This is a genomic window from Thermosulfuriphilus ammonigenes (assembly GCF_011207455.1).
GTDB classification, from domain to species: domain Bacteria; phylum Desulfobacterota; class Thermodesulfobacteria; order Thermodesulfobacteriales; family ST65; genus Thermosulfuriphilus; species Thermosulfuriphilus ammonigenes.
The window spans coordinates 507838-527111 of the sequence record NZ_CP048877.1; the positions used below are offsets into that span (position 1 = coordinate 507838).

24 protein-coding genes are annotated in these 19274 nt (G+C 50.4%); 8 read left to right on the forward strand and 16 right to left on the reverse strand.

All coding sequences use genetic code 11. The annotated features are described in order from the left end of the window. Positions 1-72: 72 nt before the first annotated feature. From G4V39_RS02380 to G4V39_RS02400, 5 genes are all read right to left on the reverse strand, one after another. The gene (locus tag G4V39_RS02380; protein WP_166031413.1) at positions 73-1821 is read right to left on the reverse strand and encodes a hypothetical protein; all 1749 of its coding nucleotides are present in this window, start codon (positions 1819-1821) and stop codon (positions 73-75) included. A 121-nt stretch (positions 1822-1942) separates the two neighbouring features. After that, on the reverse strand, positions 1943-2356 hold the full coding sequence (locus G4V39_RS02385; protein WP_166031414.1) for a type II toxin-antitoxin system VapC family toxin: 414 nt from the start codon (positions 2354-2356) through the stop codon (positions 1943-1945). After that, complete coding sequence (locus G4V39_RS02390) at positions 2331-2591, reverse strand: hypothetical protein (RefSeq protein WP_166031415.1); 261 nt, start codon at positions 2589-2591, stop codon at positions 2331-2333. Before G4V39_RS02390 ends, G4V39_RS02385 begins: the two co-directional genes overlap by 26 nt. A gap of 2 nt (positions 2592-2593) precedes the next feature. Then, a complete protein-coding gene (locus tag G4V39_RS02395; protein WP_166031416.1) occupies positions 2594-3787 on the reverse strand; it encodes a tyrosine-type recombinase/integrase in 1194 nt (397 codons plus the stop codon). 377 nt (positions 3788-4164) lie between these two features. Continuing rightward, positions 4165-5985 (reverse strand): bacteriohemerythrin, encoded by a 1821-nt coding sequence (locus G4V39_RS02400; RefSeq protein WP_166031417.1) that lies wholly within the window; start codon positions 5983-5985, stop codon positions 4165-4167. A 525-nt stretch (positions 5986-6510) separates the two neighbouring features. Here G4V39_RS02400 and G4V39_RS02405 point away from each other — a divergent pair. Genes G4V39_RS02405 through G4V39_RS02415 form a run of 3 tightly spaced genes read left to right on the forward strand, consistent with a single transcriptional unit; the run spans position 6511 to position 8654 of the window. Next, positions 6511-6798 (forward strand): GYD domain-containing protein, encoded by a 288-nt coding sequence (locus G4V39_RS02405; RefSeq protein ID WP_166031418.1) that lies wholly within the window; start codon positions 6511-6513, stop codon positions 6796-6798. 36 nt (positions 6799-6834) lie between these two features. Further along, on the forward strand, positions 6835-6990 hold the full coding sequence (locus G4V39_RS02410; RefSeq protein ID WP_166031419.1) for a hypothetical protein: 156 nt from the start codon (positions 6835-6837) through the stop codon (positions 6988-6990). Then, a complete protein-coding gene (locus tag G4V39_RS02415) occupies positions 6990-8654 on the forward strand; it encodes a chloride channel protein (RefSeq protein WP_166031420.1) in 1665 nt (554 codons plus the stop codon). Before G4V39_RS02410 ends, G4V39_RS02415 begins: the two co-directional genes overlap by 1 nt. Here the strand turns inward: G4V39_RS02415 and G4V39_RS02420 are convergent. The 10 genes from G4V39_RS02420 to G4V39_RS02465 form a co-directional block, all read right to left on the reverse strand. Next, a complete protein-coding gene (locus tag G4V39_RS02420; protein ID WP_166031421.1) occupies positions 8622-9341 on the reverse strand; it encodes a DVU0298 family protein in 720 nt (239 codons plus the stop codon). The two genes, G4V39_RS02415 and G4V39_RS02420, sit on opposite strands and share 33 nt — an antisense overlap. Further along, positions 9331-10548, reverse strand: coding sequence for an FprA family A-type flavoprotein (locus G4V39_RS02425; protein WP_166031422.1), 1218 nt, complete (start codon positions 10546-10548; stop codon positions 9331-9333). Before G4V39_RS02425 ends, G4V39_RS02420 begins: the two co-directional genes overlap by 11 nt. A 29-nt stretch (positions 10549-10577) precedes the next feature. After that, positions 10578-10739, reverse strand: a complete 162-nt coding sequence (gene rd / locus G4V39_RS02430) for a rubredoxin (protein ID WP_166031423.1) — start codon at positions 10737-10739, stop codon at positions 10578-10580. Between the two features lie 28 nt (positions 10740-10767). Beyond that, complete coding sequence (locus tag G4V39_RS02435; RefSeq protein WP_166031424.1) at positions 10768-11289, reverse strand: ferritin; 522 nt, start codon at positions 11287-11289, stop codon at positions 10768-10770. Between the two features lies 1 nt (position 11290). Beyond that, the gene (locus G4V39_RS02440; protein WP_166031425.1) at positions 11291-11665 is read right to left on the reverse strand and encodes a desulfoferrodoxin; all 375 of its coding nucleotides are present in this window, start codon (positions 11663-11665) and stop codon (positions 11291-11293) included. Between the two features lie 39 nt (positions 11666-11704). Then, positions 11705-12133, reverse strand: a complete 429-nt coding sequence (locus tag G4V39_RS02445; protein WP_166031426.1) for a desulfoferrodoxin family protein — start codon at positions 12131-12133, stop codon at positions 11705-11707. Positions 12134-12184: 51 nt separating this feature from the next. Beyond that, on the reverse strand, positions 12185-13528 hold the full coding sequence (locus tag G4V39_RS02450) for a multiheme c-type cytochrome (RefSeq protein ID WP_166031427.1): 1344 nt from the start codon (positions 13526-13528) through the stop codon (positions 12185-12187). A gap of 74 nt (positions 13529-13602) precedes the next feature. Continuing rightward, positions 13603-14193 (reverse strand): peroxiredoxin, encoded by a 591-nt coding sequence (locus G4V39_RS02455; RefSeq protein WP_166031428.1) that lies wholly within the window; start codon positions 14191-14193, stop codon positions 13603-13605. A gap of 19 nt (positions 14194-14212) precedes the next feature. Then, entirely contained in the window at positions 14213-14788 is a 576-nt protein-coding gene (gene rbr, locus G4V39_RS02460) for a rubrerythrin (RefSeq protein WP_166031429.1), read from the reverse strand. Positions 14789-14810: 22 nt separating this feature from the next. Next, a complete protein-coding gene (locus G4V39_RS02465; RefSeq protein WP_166031430.1) occupies positions 14811-15041 on the reverse strand; it encodes a winged helix-turn-helix transcriptional regulator in 231 nt (76 codons plus the stop codon). A 258-nt stretch (positions 15042-15299) separates the two neighbouring features. Between G4V39_RS02465 and G4V39_RS02470 the strand changes: the two genes are divergently transcribed. Genes G4V39_RS02470 through G4V39_RS02490 form a run of 5 tightly spaced genes read left to right on the forward strand, consistent with a single transcriptional unit; the run spans position 15300 to position 18761 of the window. Further along, entirely contained in the window at positions 15300-16103 is an 804-nt protein-coding gene (locus G4V39_RS02470) for a DUF4198 domain-containing protein (RefSeq protein WP_166031431.1), read from the forward strand. Then, a complete protein-coding gene (cbiM, locus tag G4V39_RS02475; protein ID WP_166031432.1) occupies positions 16104-16724 on the forward strand; it encodes a cobalt transporter CbiM in 621 nt (206 codons plus the stop codon). It abuts the gene before it with no gap. After that, complete coding sequence (locus G4V39_RS02480; RefSeq protein ID WP_166031433.1) at positions 16721-17305, forward strand: DUF4198 domain-containing protein; 585 nt, start codon at positions 16721-16723, stop codon at positions 17303-17305. Before cbiM ends, G4V39_RS02480 begins: the two co-directional genes overlap by 4 nt. After that, positions 17302-18057, forward strand: coding sequence for a cobalt ECF transporter T component CbiQ (gene cbiQ / locus G4V39_RS02485; protein ID WP_166031434.1), 756 nt, complete (start codon positions 17302-17304; stop codon positions 18055-18057). The genes G4V39_RS02480 and cbiQ overlap by 4 nt, the downstream gene beginning before the upstream one ends. Then, positions 18054-18761, forward strand: a complete 708-nt coding sequence (locus tag G4V39_RS02490) for an energy-coupling factor ABC transporter ATP-binding protein (protein WP_166031435.1) — start codon at positions 18054-18056, stop codon at positions 18759-18761. The genes cbiQ and G4V39_RS02490 overlap by 4 nt, the downstream gene beginning before the upstream one ends. Here G4V39_RS02490 and G4V39_RS02495 read toward each other — a convergent pair. Beyond that, positions 18740-19117, reverse strand: coding sequence for a hypothetical protein (locus G4V39_RS02495; RefSeq protein ID WP_166031436.1), 378 nt, complete (start codon positions 19115-19117; stop codon positions 18740-18742). The two genes, G4V39_RS02490 and G4V39_RS02495, sit on opposite strands and share 22 nt — an antisense overlap. Positions 19118-19274 lie beyond the last annotated feature (157 nt).

Sequence of the window (19274 nt, forward strand, 5' to 3'; positions counted from 1 at the left end):
AAGACAAAGGCCCTTCACAAAAAGGCCGAAAAATTGCGAAAATTTGGCCCCTTAAGAGGGCAAGGGAGGGGCTTAAGGGAAGAGTTTGCGGCCCTTAATTACCTTTTTGTTGATCTCCCCGGGGTCAAGAGGCTTAAGGGCCTCTCTCTTTTCCGGAGCTTTTTCGGCAAGGTAGGAAAGGAGGGCTTTTACACTCAGAACCCCCGGTCCGATGAGGTTCAAAACCTTGATGCTCTCTTTAATAATCCAATCCATTACCTCATTGTGACTTCTAGGGATCAGATATCCCGGCTTCATACGGGCCAGCTTTTGGCGCTTTTCGTACCATTCCCGATCATAAGTCCATTTCTTGAGCCAGTCCTTCACCCACGGGCATTCTCCCCACAATGGCTCCCAAGCCAGTAGCCGAGCAAGAGCGTCCTTGTCTCCTCCTCGGGCCAGCTGAACATCTCTTTCAAGACTGGCTCCCGGAAGCTTGAGTTTGAGCTTGCCCACCTTTTTGCTTTTCCCCCGAAACCTTTGAGCATAGTTTTTTAGCTCGCATTTAAGGAAAAGCAGGGCTTCCCTTTTCAGACATTGGAACCAGACAATCTGACAGCAAATGCGAGCTAAAAATACGCCTATACGGAACCTGAAGTCGTAGAGTTCCTCTTTCAAAGAGTCCAGGGTCTCAGGAGGGAGGAATTTTTGGGCGATCTCTAAAGCAACGCTTTCATGGAAACTAAGGTGCCCTAAGATAAGGTGCCCTAAGAGATTAAGGCTGCCTTCTCTTTCAGCCCAGGAATCGACGACTTTCCTTTGAAATGGATCTACCTGTCGATATAATTCGTAAAACTTTTGCAAGAGAGTGTTCTTTCTCGGTTTCCTTTCTGAGAGCTTGATTTTGAGATCGAAAATCTTCCATAAGTCGGAGAAGGTAGGAAATTCGGCCACGATTTCTTGAAAAACGCGTTCTGCTCTAAAGCTCAAGATGTCCCACAAGTAAGGATCTATTTCAAAGGCCAAGCGGACGGCCTCAAGAAGATCCTCCCAGGGTTCTAAGAATTTGGTCTCCAGGCATTCGGCCTCAAGCATATTTTGGGGCAGCCCTTCTTTTACCAGGCTTTTAAGGGCTTGGTCGCCGAAGTAGTCGCTCAAGTCTTTGGCAAAAGAGATGAGATTCCAAAAAAGGCGCTTAAGTTCTATTCGAACCAGGTGGGGGAGATAGCCTTTTGCCTCCCAAGAAGCCTCAAGCAAGTTAAGTAGCCTGATTGATGAGTGAGCGCAAACATCGAAGAGATCCATTTGGGGCTTAAAGAGGATTTTTGAGCCACAATCCGGGCATTTTTGGGTTAGCTCTCCCATACTCAGGAAGTTTTCCCGAGCAAGCTTTCGGAGTTCCTCTCCTTCAAGAAACAAGTCAAAAGTTCCTCGGCATTTCGGGCATCGTGCGTAAAAAGAAATGGAGTAATGGCCATCAGGATGCCATGAGGAAGATTCTCCCAGGGCAAACCGTTTTGCGTTAAGAATTTCACTTTGTGCCCAGCTGTTCCAATTCTCCTCGGCCATTTGTAAGGACTGTTTGGCCTTAGCCTGATACTCCTCGCTTTTGAGCCTGGCATTTTCCAAAGCAGGCGGGTCTTTCTCTTGGCTGAGAAGCCTCCACACTTCAAGACGAATTCGTTCTTTGAGAGCGGCTAAAGCTTCCTCTTCAGACTCGCCTTTCCCAAAACAAGTGGGGAAGATTGAGGAATAGGCCACGACTTCCTTGGTGGGCAGTTGAATGAAAGAAGCCTTTTCTAAGACTCTGGCCAGATAGTCATTAAGGGTAAGGGCTTCCATTTGACCTCCCTCATGCGGTCTCCCTCGTTTAAGAAAGACCGGGCTCCCAGGCGGGCGAGGGTCACCCGCTTTTCGGGGCGCGCAACCCTAGAGAGCCCGGATTTTGGTTGCTTAGACTCGCTCATCTTAACCAAACCAAACTCAAAGACTCCTTGCCCTCCAGATGTTTGATCTCCGGGTCTCCAGTTACCAAAGCGGCCTCTCTGAGAAGACTCAGAGCCACCGCAAAAGCATCCGCATAGGAAAGAGGGTAACGGGCCTTGATCTCGGCAGCCCTCCAGATTTCCTCCTCGGTGGGGAGGAGAAAGTTAATAGGACTACCTAAAAGGGTCTGGATAACCTTCTGAGCTTTGGCAAGGCTGTGCTTTTTGGCCGTAATGTAAAAGACTTCACCCGCATTTATCAGGGACATAAAAATGGAAATCTCCCCTCTTTCGGCCCTCTCAAGGAGCTCTTGAACTCTGGAGGCAGCGGGCTCATCGCAAAGCCAGGCAATGACTGCCCAGCTATCAAAGACCAAACTTCTTCCGCTCACGTTCTATCTCCCACTTGTGCTCTTTCTCAAGATCCTTGGTGGAAACGATCCCTTCCAGGGAGCCTCTCAGCTTGCGCCAGTCTCCTCGCTTCTCTCTGGTTTCTTTAAGCTCTAATAACTTTTTGGATGCTTCACGGAAATCTTCCGGTAGGCCCAACGATTCTTTTATGCGCCTCCAAAGCTCAAGAGGTATAACTACCCGATCTTTTTCCTGACGTATTTCCAGAGTAGCCATGCTTAACCCCCTAGTTTTTCGGTATAAGACACTACTTTTCCGGTCATGGCCTGGAGGGCCACCCTTTCGATCTCTTTGATGGCCTGCCTCTGAGCTTCAGCGGCAAGGTGAGCATAGCGTTCGGTCATGAGCATGGTCTTGTGGCCGAGAAGCTCTTTTACCGTGAAAAGCGGAGTTCCGTTCATAACTAGCCAGCTGGCAAAGGTGTGGCGGAGGGTGTGGAAGCAGACACGCATCCTGTGGTCTGCCACGCCCTCGTTGAAACCGAGTTCCTGGACTACTTCCCAAAATACTCTAGAGACCTTTTTGATCTTCTGTCCTTTACGATCTTTAAATACCAGTTCTGAGGGTTCTCCGGGTGTCTTGGCCATGAAAAGGCGCTTGACCTCATCGGTCATATAAGCGACGCGCGTAGTATTGTTTTTAGGGTCCCGGATGTAGATAAGGCCACGGGCCATGTCTATGTCGGCCCAGGTGAGGTTGAAGATCTCTCCGGCCCTCATTCCCGTGTGGAGAGAGAGAAGGCAAATCTCATATAACTGGCGACTTCTCTTCTTTACCGCCTCAAGGAGAAGACTAGCTTCTTCAGGGGTGAGAAAACGTAGGCGGCGATTATCTTTCCGAGGAGGTTTGACTTTGCTTGCAGGGTTATCGCCTCGAAAAAGCCCCCACTCTTTGGCCCGATTGAAGGCCATGCGAACCACGGCCAGGGCGTATTCCGTAGTCCTCTCAGCCAGACCTTTTTTCCGCATATCGCTCTTGATGCGTTCCAGATCGAAAGGAGAGATGTCCTTTAAGGTTTTATCTCCTATGACTGGGTCGATGTAGCGTCGGAAAAGCTCCTCTTCACGCCGGTAGGATTCCCAAGCTTTGTTCTCTTTGGCCCAAGGCAGGTAACGCTTTCGCATAAACTGGGCAAAGGTGACGGCCTCTTTGCGTTTTTTGTGGATAGGTATAGGTTCCTCTCCTAGACGGACGGTCCTTAATCTTTCAGCCCGGATTTGCGCAGCATAGGCGGCTGTGATTCCCTCAGAGGCCCAACCGATCTTTTCTTCAATGAGCTTACCGTTTAAGTTCTTATAGCGGATATAGAAGCACTTATCAGGCTTCCCATCTGGCGTTTTACGGGTCTCGCTCAGGTAAGCCCTTACTCCAGGGAATTTTTTGAAGGTTTCATACTTTTTGGGTTTCGCCATAAACGTACTCCGTTTCCGTTTTTAATCCCAGGATTTCCCCACCTTGCACCTTCTTTTCCCCACCCCCGAGGAAGACTTAATGCTTAAGAATTCCATTAGATCCCGTTGTCTAAGCTTTGAAATTTTCCCCACCTATTCCCCACCTGGAAGGGGAATTTTAGGGATGTTTCGGGAATATGGTATCCCCGAAATCCTTGATCTGTCAAGGTTTCAGGAAAAGAAGGGAAATTATAGGAAGGTCCCTGGATGGGATTCCTAATCCCGGAGTCGCAGGTTCGAATCCTGCCGGGGGCACCATAAGCCTGACTAAAGTTTTTTCTCCCCTGTCATAAGAGGGTAAAATCGGCCAAAGATGGCTCTGGGTTGATCCTGCACCCCTATGATACGCCCTTTTCTTTTAAAAAGGAGCCAAACTTTTTATCTGTAATGCAAATATGATTAACTAACCACTCTTTAAGAAAATTCATAAGATCATGAGAGATAAGAGCCTCACCTGAATCTACTCTCTCTTTAAAGTCTAAAACTTTTTTGACTAACTTTTCGTGTATCTTTTTATGAATATCACTTTCAGGATACTGGTACTTATCAAACAAATCTTCCTCAGTTTTGAAATGATAAGCTGTATAGTCAATTAAATCATAAAGCAAGCGTTTTAGATACTCTTTATCTCTACCACTTTGAAGAGATTCATAAAGAGAGTTTACCATATTCAGCAACTTTTGATGCTGCTCATCAACAATTTGTACCCCTACAACAAACTGAGGCCCCCATTCCATAAATTTTTTGTTCTCTACCAAATGATCACTTCCCAAACGAAGACCAGCTTGTTTATCTACTGAAATTAGCCACTTATTAAACAGATCTAAGATTTCATTAAAGATGGGCTGAATTCTCTCCTTAAAGAAGGTTATAGCCTGCCATCTTTCCTGACCGGAGGTTAACATCTTTTGAAGATCTATCACTGAAGTATGAAGATCATGATGAACCTTTTTAAGTCTATCTATTATAGGTTCTATCGTAGGATCTGGTCGGTAATTCTTCAAAAATTTTCCTAAACCACATTTGGTGGGATCAGTCTCTACCTCTGGAGGTTTACCTTGAATTATTGCACTAATAACATTGTCTTTCCACTGCTGATGTTGATAAAGGACAGCCCTGATCTTCTGAGATTCAGGGATATAGTCCTGAATCTCAGACATAAAATTGGTATTTATTCTAATCCCCGAAAGAACCATCGACCCTTCGGTTACTATATTGTCAACACTGGTTTCAATAATATCCAAGTCTTTTTTCAAACCCTCAAAGTTTTCAGAGTGATCAAACAAAACATCCGCCTTGTTTTTAACCTCTCGAGTAATATTACTAGCCCGTTCGATATTACTAGTTATATCGCTTATGGTTACTGTCTGCTCTTCGGCTGCACTGGCAATAGTATTAGCCAAATCATTCACTTCTACCACTGTACCAGTAATTGACTCCACCGCTGAAACCGCAGACTGGGTCTCCTGCTGGATTGTCTCCACCATTCTGGTAATCTCTTCGGTGGCCTTGGCCGTCTGACGGGCCAGCTCCTTGACCTCGTTGGCCACCACGGCAAAGCCCTTTCCGGCCTCCCCCGCCCGGGCGGCCTCAATGGTGGCGTTTAGGGCCAGAAGATTGGTTTGCTCGGCGATTTCATTAATAACTTTAATGATGGATCCTATTTTCTGAGAGCTTTCAGAAAGACGAGAAATAGTTTCCTTTGTGGCTAAGGCATGCTCCTGGGCCTCGTTGGTCTTCTGGGCGGTCGAGGAGATACTCTGGGCAATCTCTGTAGCCGCCGTAGAAAGATCCTGCAGAGCAGTAAAGATTGTCTCTATATCTTCCGTGGCCTGGGTGGCTGAAGTCTTCATATCCTGGGCTATATCACTGGTTCTTTGAGCGTGATTTTTTATCTCATTGCTGGATGAATCAATGAACTCCCGGGCTTCCCCCAGGATTCGATTTTGAAGCCCCAGAGTAGAAAAAAGGCCAACAATAAAGGCAAAAAAGCTATCCATAGCCTTTATAAGATCCTTAATTTCCTGAAATCCATGGGGACGAAGTCCTTTTTCAAAGCTGCCTCGGGAGGCTGCCCAAAGGGCTGAAGCGATGGCCTGGAGATCTCGACTAAGAAGGATAGTGAAATAAAGCCCACCCAAAAAGAGAGCTAGGCTCAAACAAAGAAAAAAATAAAAAACATAATCTTTTTGCGGATAAAAGGCCAAAATTAGGCTGCACAGAAACAAAAGCCCCCAAAAAGCCCCCAAAAATAGTTTAAGGGAATAGTGAAATCTCTTCATAATAGCAAAGCTCCTCATCAGTAATTTTCCTTAAGAAAATATCGCCACAAACTAGGAAAGACCTTAAATTAACTCCTTGAAATTAAAGGACTTTTCAGACTTATCGTTTTTTAGCTGGTATTCCCCAAATCCAAGAAGCCCAAACAGCCCTGAAATAGACAGGTAAACGTCAAAAGGCAGGCAAAATCCAAAAGGACCCGAGGAAGCTCTCTCCATACCCTCAGGGGGCTTCCCTTAATATTCCCCAAAACCAACTAACTTGATATTTATCGACAGTTAGAGGCTAAAATAAAAGATTTTAGGGAAAAATCCGATAAGTTTTATATAAAAACTTGACATTTAAGTCTATAATGGTGATTTTTCTTAAAAAGTTCTTCAAACTTTATTTCAAGGAGGTCTTAGATGCCCATTTACATCATGATGACCAAACTCACCGATGAAGGCCGCAAGACTATTAAGAAAAAGCCAGATAGGATCAAAGAGGTTAACAAAGAAGTAGAGGCCATGGGGATAAAGATTTTAGCCCAGTATGCCATAATGGGGCCATATGACTTTTTAAACATCCTTGAAGCCCCCGATAACGCCACAGTAACTAAACTTTCTGTGGAACTTGGCTCAAGAGGGACAGTCATACCCTCTACCTTTCCCGCCCTGACTGTAGACGAGCTTATAGAAGCCTTGAAGAAGTAGCCGATCTTATAGCTCCCCCCAACCTTAGGCGGGCCGATGCCCGCCTTTTTTGCATCAAAATATGGATCAATGGTATCTAAGAAAAAACTGGGGCCAGGAAAATTAAAAACTAATTTGATAGCTCTCATGTTGAGAGCATCAAAGTTGGAACTGCAAGTCCATCAGGGCATAGAAATGCCTGGAGAGGCTTAATGAAGGCCAGAACAAGGCGGCTGGTACTCGACGCTGTTCTCCTGGGAATTATTGGTGCCTTAAGCGCCAAGGTCTTTATCTTTCTCCTTGGCTTGGCCCAAGAGATCTTTCTTCATCGCCTGGCCGGCTATATTCCTCCCGGGCTTCCCAATGAGGGAGGCATTCTCAAAGAGAGCCTCAGCTCCCGTAGCCCCTGGATGATTCCCCTGGCCACCACCTTAGGGGGGCTTCTCTCCGGAATCATCGTCTACACCTGGGCCCCTGAAGCCGAAGGACACGGAACAGACGCCATGGTCCGGGCATTTCATCGATTGGGAGGCTATATCCGGACCAGAGTGCCGTTTTTAAAGATGCTGGCCTCGGCTATCACCATTGGTTCAGGAGGGGCGGCTGGCCGTGAGGGCCCCACGGCCCTGGTTAGTGCCGGAATCGGGTCTCTCTACGCCCGGGTGGCCAAACGGCCGGCTGAAGACCGCCGTCTTCTTATGCTCATGGGATCCGCTGCCGGGCTATCGGCCATCTTTCGGTCTCCCATCGGAACGGCTCTGTTCACCATTGAGGTTCTCTACAGTGAAATGGAATTCGAGGCCGGAGCACTCATCTTTACTCTCCTGGCTGCGGTTATTGCCTACACGGCCATGGGCCTTATGGGAATCTGCGGGCCTCTTTTCCAGGTTCCACCGGATCTCTTCGTTGATGTCCGTCAGTACTACTGGTACGCCATTTTGGGGGTTTTAAGTGGCCCCATCGGCACCATCCTTCCGGTGGTTTTCTATGGTCTTCGAGATCTGTTCCTGCGAATTCCCATAAAGCCCCACTTCAAGCCGGCCATTGGGGCCCTGGGGGTAGGAATCATGGCCATCTGGCTTCCCCAGATTCTGGGAGGAGGCTACGGATGGATCCAGATGGCCATGGATGGAGGCCTGGGGTGGAAGCTGATGCTGGTCCTCTTATTCGCCAAAATGATCGCCTTTCCCCTGACGGTCTCCTCCGGAGGATCAGGTGGAGTCTTTGCTCCCAGCCTCTTCGTAGGGGGCATGTTAGGAGGGGCCATGGCTGGACTGGCCCATCTGCCACCGGCCTCATTCGTCGTTGTGGGGATGGCCTCGGTCTTTGGAGCCGCTGCCAGGGTACCTATCGCCGCCATGTTCATGGTGGTGGAAATGACCGGGGCCTATTTACTCTTGGTTCCGGCAGCTTTGGCTGTGCTTCTGAGTTATCTTGTCCAGAGCCTGCTGGCGGCAGATCTCAAATACCCCAGCCTTTACGAGTTTCAGGTACCTAACCGGGCCGAATCCGCTGCTCATCAGGAAGAATTTCTTCAAACTGCCCTGGACCTTCTGCTTAAACGCCGGGTTTCCATCCCCGAAACCATTGGTCATCTCAATCTCCTGGTGCTTCTGGAGCTGGGAATTCCCCTTGAGTTGCCCGATGGCAAACGTCTGGTTATCCAGACCATCTCCGCTAAATCCCCCTGGGTTGATCGCCCCTTAAAGGATATTCCCCTCCCCGAGGAGGCCGAACTCATTGCCCTGGTAAGGGAAGATCATCTCCTTTTTCCTCAAGGCTCCTTGACCCTTAAGGCGGAGGACAAGCTCCTCTTTGTGACCTCTATAGCCGGTTGGAAGGAATTAAATCGCATCTTTGGCGGCAGCCGAGTCTGACCCCAGCCTTAAGAGGGCTTCCTGGACCAAAGATCCCAGAGGCCTTATCCGCCACTGATCCCCCTCGGGGACAGGGACACCGGTTTGGTCACCGATGAGTTGTTTTATTTTGGAGACCGAGTCACTATCTGCCAGAAGCCCCAGGGCAGATACCGCTGCGGCCCGAACCTGGAGATCAGGAGAGTCAAGGAAGGGACGAATGTATCTTAAGGCCCCCTTTTGCCGCATAAGTTTAGGGTTTTCCCTGGCTAAACGGGCCAGACCCCAGAGAACCTCCCGCTGAAGGGGCTCAAATTCCAGAAGATTTCCGTCCTCTCGAAGGTAAGAAATTAATATATGGGCATATTCTGCGGCCAAGCTCGGAGAGCGGGCCAGAATTTCTCCCATGGCCAGAGGAACTCCCCAGCCTATGCCCCCTGACTCTTCGTTGAGCATCCACATCAGCCGCCTCATAACCACCCGGGCGGCCTCAAGATCTTTCTGCGCCAGACGGGAGACCACCTCACCCAGAGCAATGGCTGCCCGGAGGCGAACAGCCTCTTCACGGTGACAAAGGGCTCCAATGAGAGGATTTATGACTCTTTGAGGAGGGTATTTGGTCAGCTGCTTAAGAAGATCTGGGAGGTCCCTCTCTTTTAGAAGGGAGAGGACCTCCCATTTTAAGGCCCTGCCAGAACTACTGGGCATTGGCCAGATCTTCTTTGATGGCCTTCGCTATCTGGATGCCAAGCTCGCGGCACTCTTTGAGTTGCTCATGGGTGGGGACAAACTTAACCCTTAAGCCCTGGTGAACTAGCTTGGCCTTCATGTCCTCCAGGTATTTGTTCATGTGCTTGACGGCCTCTCCACTCCAGCCATAAGAACCAAAGGCGGCGGCTATCTTCTGGCGGGGGCGAAGACCCTTTATGTAGGTCAGGATATCGGCCATCTGGGGAAGCATGTTGTTATTAAGGGTAGAGGAGCCTACAACCAGGCCCTTGGCCTCAAGGAGTTGGGTCATAATGTCGCTTCGGTGGTCGATACCAGCGTTCATTACCTTAACCTCAACCCCCTCGGCCATAAGGCCATCGGCGATGGCCAGTGCCATCTTCTCCGTACTTTGCCACATGGTAGCGTAGCAGACTACGGCCAAGGCCCGAGCCTCATAAGAGCTCCAGCGGCGATAGGCCTCAAGGATATCCTTGAGGCGGCTCCGCCAGATAACCCCGTGATCAGGCAGGATCATCTCTATCTCCAGGCCCATCTCCTCTACGGTCTGGAGCAACTTTTGCACCTGGGGGGAAAACGGAAGAACGATATTGGCATAATATTTTGCCGACTCCTGCATGAGCTTACTAAAATCAACCTCATCGTCAAAACGTCCACTAGTGGCATAGTGCTGGCCAAAGGCATCTTGAGAGATAAGGATCTTGTCCTCCGGGAGGTAAGAGACCATGCTATCTGGCCAGTGGATCATCCTGGTCTCCAAGAACTGAACCGTCCGGCGTCCCAGGCTAAGACGATCTCCAGTTTTAACCTCTACCAAAGGCCAGTCCTTGGCCTTATCGTGAAAATGCTCAATTAGCCCCCGATAGCCCATGGGAGAACAGAAGACTTTCTCGGGACGGATACGTTCAATAAGCTCCGGGAGCCCCCCAGAGTGATCCATTTCCACATGGTTAACAACGATATAGTCAACCTTCTGGGGATCCCCTAAAACCTTAATGAGGTGGTGGACAAGATCACTGACAAAGGGCCTTTTGACGACGTCAAAAAGGGTGATCTTCTCATCAACGACCAGATAGGCGTTATAGGTGGACCCTCGTTTGGTAGAGTAACCATGAAAATCCCGGATATTCCAGTCAATGGCCCCCACCCAGTAGATGTCCTTTTTTACCTCAACCACGTTAGCCATCTGAGTGTCTCTCCTTAAAAGTTAGGAATTTAATCTGCCGGGCTAAAAGCCTCTTTGGCTGCTCCACAAACAGGACACACCCAGTGATCTGGAAGCTCTTCAAAGGGTGTTCCCGGTGGGATGTCGTTTACCGGATCCCCGGCCTGGGGATCATACACATAGCCACAGACGCTGCAGACATACTTCTTCATACCTGCCTCCTGTAAAAAGCAATTAACTTTAGGCCTCACCCGTCGTTTCTGTCGGAAGGTTAAAGACCCGTTTGGCCATCTCTCGATCCACCATAAAAAGACCCTGGGGGGAATCACCAACCAGCTTGAGCCTTTCCACCACCGCCCCTACCGAGGCCTCCTCTTCCACCTGCTCGCTGACAAACCATTGCAAGAAAATATTGGTGGCATGATCCCTCTCCTCCAGGGCCAGGTTGACCAAATCATTTATCAGGCTGGTGACATACTGCTCGTGTTTCAAGGCCGCCTCAAAGGCTGCCAGCGGTGAGGCCCATTCAGAGGGAGGGGCCTCGATGGTAGCCAGTCTCACTCGACCGCCGCGCTCATTGATAAAATTGTAAAATTTCATGGCGTGGGTAAGCTCCTCCTGGGTTTGCATCTTCATCCAGTGGGCAAACCCCTCCAGATTCATGGATTCAAAATAAGCGGCCATGGAAAGATAGAGATAGGCTGAGTAAAGTTCGGCATTAACCTGCTTATTAAGGGCCTCCTCCATTCGTTGACTAAGCATCCTAACTCCTCCAGAGTCCGTGAAGATTGCAGTACTCCCGGGCAGTAACTTCCTGGGCGTCTATCAGAAATGTTGCCTCCGGAGCCTGACCCGGCTTAAGAAACTGGCGGTAGGCCTTACCATCAGCGATAATCTCGATCCATTCGATATAGTGCTTTTCTTCCATCGGATGGGCTACACTGCCCACCTTAACCTTGAAACCGCCATCGATCTTTTCCACCACCGGAACATGTTTTTCCTTGGCGGCATCGACCGTGTTTTCCTCCATAAGCTTCATAGGCTGGCCACAACAGACAAGCTGGCCCTGTCCGGCGTGGACCATCTCCACCATGTTGCCACAGACCTCACACTTGTAGACCTCAAGAAGTTTCGTCATCCTTCCATCCTCCTTATTAGCAGATTTCCTCCAAAAGATTTAAATTACTTTGATAACCCGAGGCTCGCTTAGCCACCAACCATGAAGGTTGCAGTGTTCTACGGCCTCAAGGGTACCTGTTTCTGAGAGACGAATTTTAAACACCGCCAAAGAGGAGGCAACTCCTCCCTGGGGGTAGTTGACCTTGGCTATGGTCTTCCCCTCAAACCTTAAAGAAATCTCATCGATCCAGTGCTCCGGGAGGGAAGGATGAGGAAGAAGGTATCCTACCCTTACCTGCACTTCAAACCACTGGCCAGCCCGAACCTCACCAGGAGCAATGATGGCCGGAACATGCTTTTTCTCCAGGGTCGAAGGATTATGAGGATTCTTAAGGCGGTTTAGTCTCTCAGCGGCCAGAGCCCTGGGAGCCACCCCAACCATAGCCGCAGTAGCCATAAGGCCCTTTAAGAAAAGCCGCCTTTCCATACAATGCCTCCTTCATCAAGCGGCGGCCAAAGGCCTGGCCGCCGCTTGACTTTACTTGACCTCTAAATGGACCGTGGCCTGGTTGACAGTTATGGGCTGGTATTCCTCCGGAGGAAGCTCCATAAACTTACCCACAGAGCTTGGCACCTGGCTGTAGTAAAGAGTGGCCTTAATGGTCAGAGGACCTTTGGCTACATTCTTCGGTATCCGCCAGGTATAAGTCTCCACTTTGGTTTCCCGAGGGCCTATCCGATAATCAACCAGATTGTTGTCCGCCGTGTACCACTGACAGATGGTCATCCGTCCCTTGGGGTCAAAGAAGGGCCGCCGGAAGATCCTGGCTCCATCAGGAACGTCGCCATCTCGTTTGATCCCCTTAAAGCCCTTAATCTCCATAATTTCTCCCATGGCCTGATAGGCCAGGGCCGAGGAATCGGCAATGGTGTACTCCTCGCCCTTGAAGCCCTTTTTGTCCACCGGAAGATGAAACTTGCGCCCTTTGGCATCAACGGCCCAGACCTCAAGCCAGAGCATCCTCTCCTCTGAAGAGCCAGAGGGAACCATGTGTCCGGCCTTACCGTTAAAAAGCTCAGCCCGGATAACCAGCCTGCTCCCCGGCGAGACTTCCCTCTTGCTGGCATAAAGGGCCAGGTCTATGACTCCGGCCAGCTTTGAAGGCACGTGGGAGCCATGGAAGTTGTGGTGGGCCATATCCTGACGCACTTTTCCCCCCATGGCCGCCTTGGCCGGAGCCCGATACATATGACAGTCCTGGCAACGAACGCCCTGTTTGGCATAAGGGCCGGCCTTCCACTCTCGATAGGTCTCCTTAACCCAGGCCCCATAAGGGCTCTGTTCGTCATGACAGGTGGCGCAGAACTCCGGAGTCCGGAGAAACTCGGAATAAACCACCCCGTGAACAGGGCTCTTGGCATCTTTACGGGGCCCCTGTTTGTCGCGCCCGGGCTGGACAATGAAACTAAAGTTAAAGGGCTCCTTCTCGGTGCTCCCAACAATATTGTGACACACCTCACAGGAGACCCCTTCGTTGGCCCGGCTGTTGGCAGAGACCGGCTGAGGAGGAATATCTCCTGTAAGGAAGGCCAGTGGTGAATGACAGCCGATACAACCGGCCTTAACCCCGGCCACCTTGGGTTCTTTCTGGGAATGGGGCAGGGCCAGTTTAAAATACTCCACCTCATCCCAGGTATGGGTGTAAGACTGAGACATCATGCTCTGGCGCCACTCTTGGTAGATCTCCTTGTGGCAGCCGGCACACATGGTAGGTTTTTTAAAATCCGAATACTTAAACTTTCCCATCTCGGCAGCCCCAGCCTGGGCACAGACACCTATAACCAGAAAAACAGCAAGGGCCCAAAAATTAAGACCTCTCATGCCCCCCTCCTTTAAAGTAGATTTGTAGATTTTGATAATGAAGCCGGCAGGGGGGCGTTCTGCCCCCCCAAAGCCTAGTCTTTACCATGCTTGGCCAGATACTCAGCCACCCCCTCGGGAGTAGGCTTCATGGCCTCTTCACCTGGACGCCAGTTGGCCGGGCAGACCTCACCATGGGTTTCAAAGAACTGAAGGGCATCCAGAACCCTGAGGGCCTCATCGACACTGCGTCCCAGGGGAAGATCATTAATCAGCTCGTGCCGAACAATTCCCTCTTTATCAATTAAAAATAGCCCCCTTAAAGAGACTGACTCGTCAAAGAGAATCCCGTAAGAACGGGAGATATTTTTGCTGAGATCCGAAACCAAGGGATACTGGATATTCCCTATTCCGCCCTTTTCTACCGGAGTCATCTTCCAGGCAAAGTGGGTATAGACCGAATCCACAGAGATACCCAGAACCTCACAGTTTCTCTTCTTGAACTCTTCAAGCTTCTTGTCAAAGGCCAGAATCTCCGTAGGGCAGACAAAAGTAAAATCCAGGGGGTAGAAGAGCAAAATGACATACCTTCCCCGATAGGATGAAAGGGTAATCTTTGAAAAGCTGTTGTCAGGCATTACCGCCTCAGCGGTAAAGTCCGGAGCCTCTTTGGTAACTAAGGTCATAGATGACTACCTCCTTTCCTTACCAGTTCTCACAGGCCACCTCAAAGTAAGCCTTGGAGTGGGCACAGGAGGGGCACATATCCGGGGCCTCCTCGCCCTCGTGGATATAACCGCAGTTGCGACACTTCCAGCGAACCTTGGCGTCCTTTTTAAAGACCTTCCCGGCCTCAATATTGGCGGCCAGGGCCTTGTAGCGCGACTCATGATGCTGCTCGGCTACGGCAATGGCCTCAAAGACGGCCGCAATCTCGTGAAAGCCCTCTTCCCGGGCAATCCGGGCAAATTCCGGGTACATTTGGGTGTGTTCGTAGTTTTCACCAGCGGCAGCAGCCTTGAGATTCTCCAGGGTGCTACCGATCACCCCGGCCGGAAAACTGGCCTGAATCTCTACCTCACCTCCTTCCAGAAACTTAAAGAGCCGCTTGGCATGTTCCTTCTCCTGATTGGCGGTCTCTTCAAAGATGGCCGCAATCTGCTGATACCCCTCCTTTTTGGCCTGAGAGGCAAAAAAGGTGTAGCGATTGCGAGCCTGAGACTCACCGGCAAAGGCGGTGAGCAGATTCTTTTCGGTGCGTGTCCCTTTAAGACTTCCCATAACTCCCTCCTTTTGTATATTTTTAGGCTCCCACCTCGGCCCTTCCGGCATCGGTAATGACGTATTTGCCTTTGGCCGGGCTGTCCACATAACCCTTGGATTTAAGACTTCTCAGACGACAGCTGACTGCCTGACTACTCAGCCCGGTAAGCTGGGCGATGTCCTTGCAGCCAGAGGGTTCATTCCTTTCGGCCAGGGCCGAAAGAATCTTTTTTTGCTCTTCGGTAAGACCAGTGCATTTCTTACAGGCCATCCCACGCCTCCTTTTCAGGTTTTTTAGATCTCAAAAGTTTGAATTTGAATCTTAAAAAAGATTTCTTCTATTATCCCCTTAATTATTTGAGAATTTTGGTTCTCCTTTTTCAGTGTCAAGGTCAAGTTTTTTAGAATTAATTTTACTGAAGAAGGTTTATAAAAAAGTGGGCAGCAAAAGTCAAGTTAAAAAAGTCCTTTTCCCTGATTAAAATTGGTGCTACACATCTTAAAAAATTGTTATCAGCAGGGAGGTCACATGAGAGTCGTCTTGTCCAGTTTGGTTTTGTCTCTGTTGCTGCTACTTAGCCTTTTCTCCCCCCGGGTCCAGGCCCATTTCCAGCTTCTTATTCCCTCCGCTGACATAGTAGCCACGGATGAATCACCCCGGATAGAATTAAAAATGATCTTCACCCATCCGGTGGAAGGGGGGCCTCACATGGATATGGGCCATCCCCAACTTTTCGGAGTAATGGTGCGGGGCAAAAGGCAGGATCTCTCCTCGAGCCTCCAAGAGATGAAGATCCCGGCCACTCCCGGAGGCCCCCTGGTAAGGGCCTGGAGGGCTGAATATCTCCTTCGGCGGCCTGGAGACCATCTGTTTTATCTCATCCCCCAACCCTACTTTGAACCAGCAGAAGGCAAATTCATTCAACAAATTACAAAGGTGGTAATCAACGCCTTCGGAGCTGAAGAGGGTTGGGATAAGCCCGTAGGGCTCAAGGCTGAAATCATCCCCCTAACCCGCCCCTATGGTCTCTGGGCCGGCAATACCTTCCGCGGGCTGGTCCTTATCGACGGAAAGCCGGCTCCTAATATTGAGGTGGAGGTAGAGTTTTTAAACAACAGGGGCCTAACCCCTCCAGCAGAGCCCTTCATCACCCAGGTGATTAAGACCGACGCCCAGGGTATCTTCTCTTATTCTATTCCCTGGGCTGGGTGGTGGGCCTTCTCGGCCCTGGGAGAGGGAGGAGAGCTTGATCACAATGGGAAGAAATATCCCCTGGAACTGGATGCCGTTATCTGGATCAGGGCCTACCCCCTTCCTCAAGGAGTCAAATAAATGCACATCTCTGACGGCATTCTCCCCTTACCAGTCCTAATAGGCGGGGCCCTGACCACCCTGGGGGGCACGGTCATTGGTCTAAAGAGGCTCAGCGCCGAAAAGATACCCCAGACGGCCCTCTTTACCGCCGCCCTATTTTTGGCCTCTCTGGTTCACATCCCCCTTGGCCCCACCTCCGTCCATCTTGTTCTAAACGGCGTGGCCGGACTCATCTTGGGGTGGCTTATCTTTCCGGCCTTTTTAGTGGCCCTCTTTCTTCAAGCCATCCTCTTCCAATTCGGAGGTCTGACCACCTTGGGAATTAATACCCTCAACATGGCCCTAGGAGGAGTGGTAGCCTACGGCCTCTTTGGGCTCCTGGTCCGTCGCAGTAAAGGGCGCCTTTTGCAAATCTCGGCAGCCCTGGCCTCGGCCGTGGCCATTGCTGTTACCGGGACTCTGGTGGCCCTCGAGCTGGCCAGCACTGGTGAAGCCTTTTATCCGGCGGCCAAATTGGTTTTAATAGCCCATCTGCCAATCATGGGTGTCGAGGCCCTTATCTCCGCCATTCTGGTAGACTTCCTCAAGCGGGCCAAACCAGAAATCTTTCAGCTTTCGGCCACAGGAGTTAAGGGATGAAAAGGGGTATCGGTCTTTTGGTGGGGCTTTTCTTCCTTCTGGGAGCCATACAGGCAGAGGCCCACCGAATCAACGTTTTTGCCTATCAAGAGGGAGATGAAGTTTCCGTAGAGGTTTACTTCAATGATGGCTCTCCAGCCAAGGGTTGCCTCATTGAAGTCTATCCCCCAGGCAGCCAGAATCCCCTTATTACCGGCCACACCGATTCTCAAGGCCGCTTCCGCTTTGCTCTTCCCCCAGAGAAGGAGCTAAAGATCGTTGCCGTGGCCGAGCTGGGCCACCGGGCAGAGTTTAGACTCACCTTGGGTCATCACAGAAGGGAAACGCATCCCGAGCCGAAAGATCTAAGGACTATCTTTACCCCGCCCCCTGGAGCCCCGACCGCCCTTTCGGAGGAAAAAATTCGCCAGATCCTAGACCAGGAGCTTGACCGGCGCCTCACCCCCCTTTATGAAAGCATAAGGGAGCTGGCCCAAGCCCAGAGGCGACCTTCTCCTTCGGAGATCATTGGGGGCCTGGGGTATATTGCCGGCCTCTTTGGGCTCCTGGCCTATATTTACTCTCGCAAGAACAGACCTTGATCAGCGAAGATTTTAGCCGCGGTCAGAGCTTCCTCCACCGGATCGATCCCCGGGTCAAAATCATCGTGGCCCTAACAGGGGCTACGGTAGTGGCCACCTCTCCCCAGGCAGAAATCCTTCTGCCAGCCGGAGCCTTTGCCCTGATAATGCTCGTAAAAGCAGGGCTCCCCTTCCGTCAGGTGCTCCGGCGTCTGGCCCTGGTAAACACCTTTGTTTTCTTTCTGGCCCTAAGCCTTCTCTTCAGCACCAAGGGAGAACCCCTTTTTACCCTTGGCCCCCTTGAAGCCAGCCGAAAGGGGCTTGCCCTGGCCGGGGTGATACTGGTCAAGGTAAATATTGTCTTAATCATTATGATCGCCTTCCTATCTACCTCCTCGGTCTTCGCCCTGGTGCACGCCCTTCACCATCTCCGTCTGCCTTCAGGGCTTGTTCAACTTCTCTTCTTTACCTTTCGCTACTTACACGTCTTGGAGAGAGAGCTCCAGAAGATGCAGGAGGCCACCAAGTTGCGCTGTTTCCGTCCCCGGACAAATCTGCTAACCTATCGCACCTATGCCTATTTGATAGCCAGTCTGATAATCAGAAGCTATGAACGCAGTGAGCGAGTCTATCAGGCTATGGTCTGCCGGGGGTTCAGGGGAACATTTCCAGTCTATCGCCACTTTCAGTTGAAGGGGCAAGATGTGGGCTTTCTTGCCGGTGCCATTCTCTTTTGGGGTGGTCTTTTTATCTGGACCTTTATCTTGAGATGAACCTTATCAAGTTAGAAGGAATCTTTTTTTCCTATCCAGAACGGACAATCTTTGAGAATCTCTCTTTTGAGCTTGAAGCCGGTCTCCGTTTAGGAATCATGGGGCCCAATGGAGCCGGAAAGACCACCCTTGTCCGCTTAATTATGGGGCTTAATCGTCCAAGCCAGGGGAGGGTAATCATCTTCGGCAAAGAACGCCGCCGGGAAGAGGATTTTTACGAGGTAAGGGCCCGGATCGGCTTCCTCTTTCAGGACCCTGACGACCAGCTATTCTGTCCTACCGTAGCCGAAGATGTTGCCTTTGGCCCCCTAAATCTCGGGTGGCCGCGGCAAGAGGTAGAAAAGATAGTCCGAGAGACCTTAAGACTCCTTGGCCTTAAGGGTTTTGAGAATCGCCTGATTCACCGCCTCTCAGGAGGGGAGAAACGGCTGGTAGCTCTGGCTACCATTTTGGCCATGAAGCCAGAGGCCCTGATTCTCGATGAACCCACCGGAGATCTTGATCCCCTCAACACGGCCCGTTTGATGAATGTCCTCGAAACATTTGGTAAGAGCCAGATTATTATCTCCCACGACTACCACTTTTTGGCCCGTCTCTGTAACCGCATACTCTGGCTCGAGGGAAATGCTTTTAAGGAGATTCCCATAGAAACTACCGGCCGGAACCCGGCCGATACCGGTTATCAGCCGTATTCATTAAGATAGTAACCGAATTTCTTAAAGGCCTTCTTAAGATCCAGCCTCTCCTCGAGAGAAAGGGAACGATAGAGCTTATAGAACCTCTGCGGAGAGGCCTCTGGTGAGCAGACAGCCAGGTAGATCTGATCCTTTTTCTCCACGGGAAGCCTGGATGCGGCCAGGATCTTCTCCAGATCGCCCGCCCCGCACAGCTGGTTAACGATGAGGGACTCTTTCTGACTGCCCATAAAGGCCCACTGTTCTCCCCGACCTCGAGGCCCATAAGGACAATCACTTTTGATCACGGTCACCGAACGAGGGCCACAGGCACCAACCCCCAAAAGGATTAAGGACAGAACCGTCAGAAGCAATCCCTTCCTCAACATGACCTCCTTGGCTTGAAATTCTGACCCAAGAATGGAAATAGACCTGATATTTATGAATTTTTATACCATCTTAAAACTAAAAGCAAATAAATTTATTTGTTACTAAAAAATCTTAGCTTAATATTTCCAAATTGCCCGTTTTCCTTTGACCTTA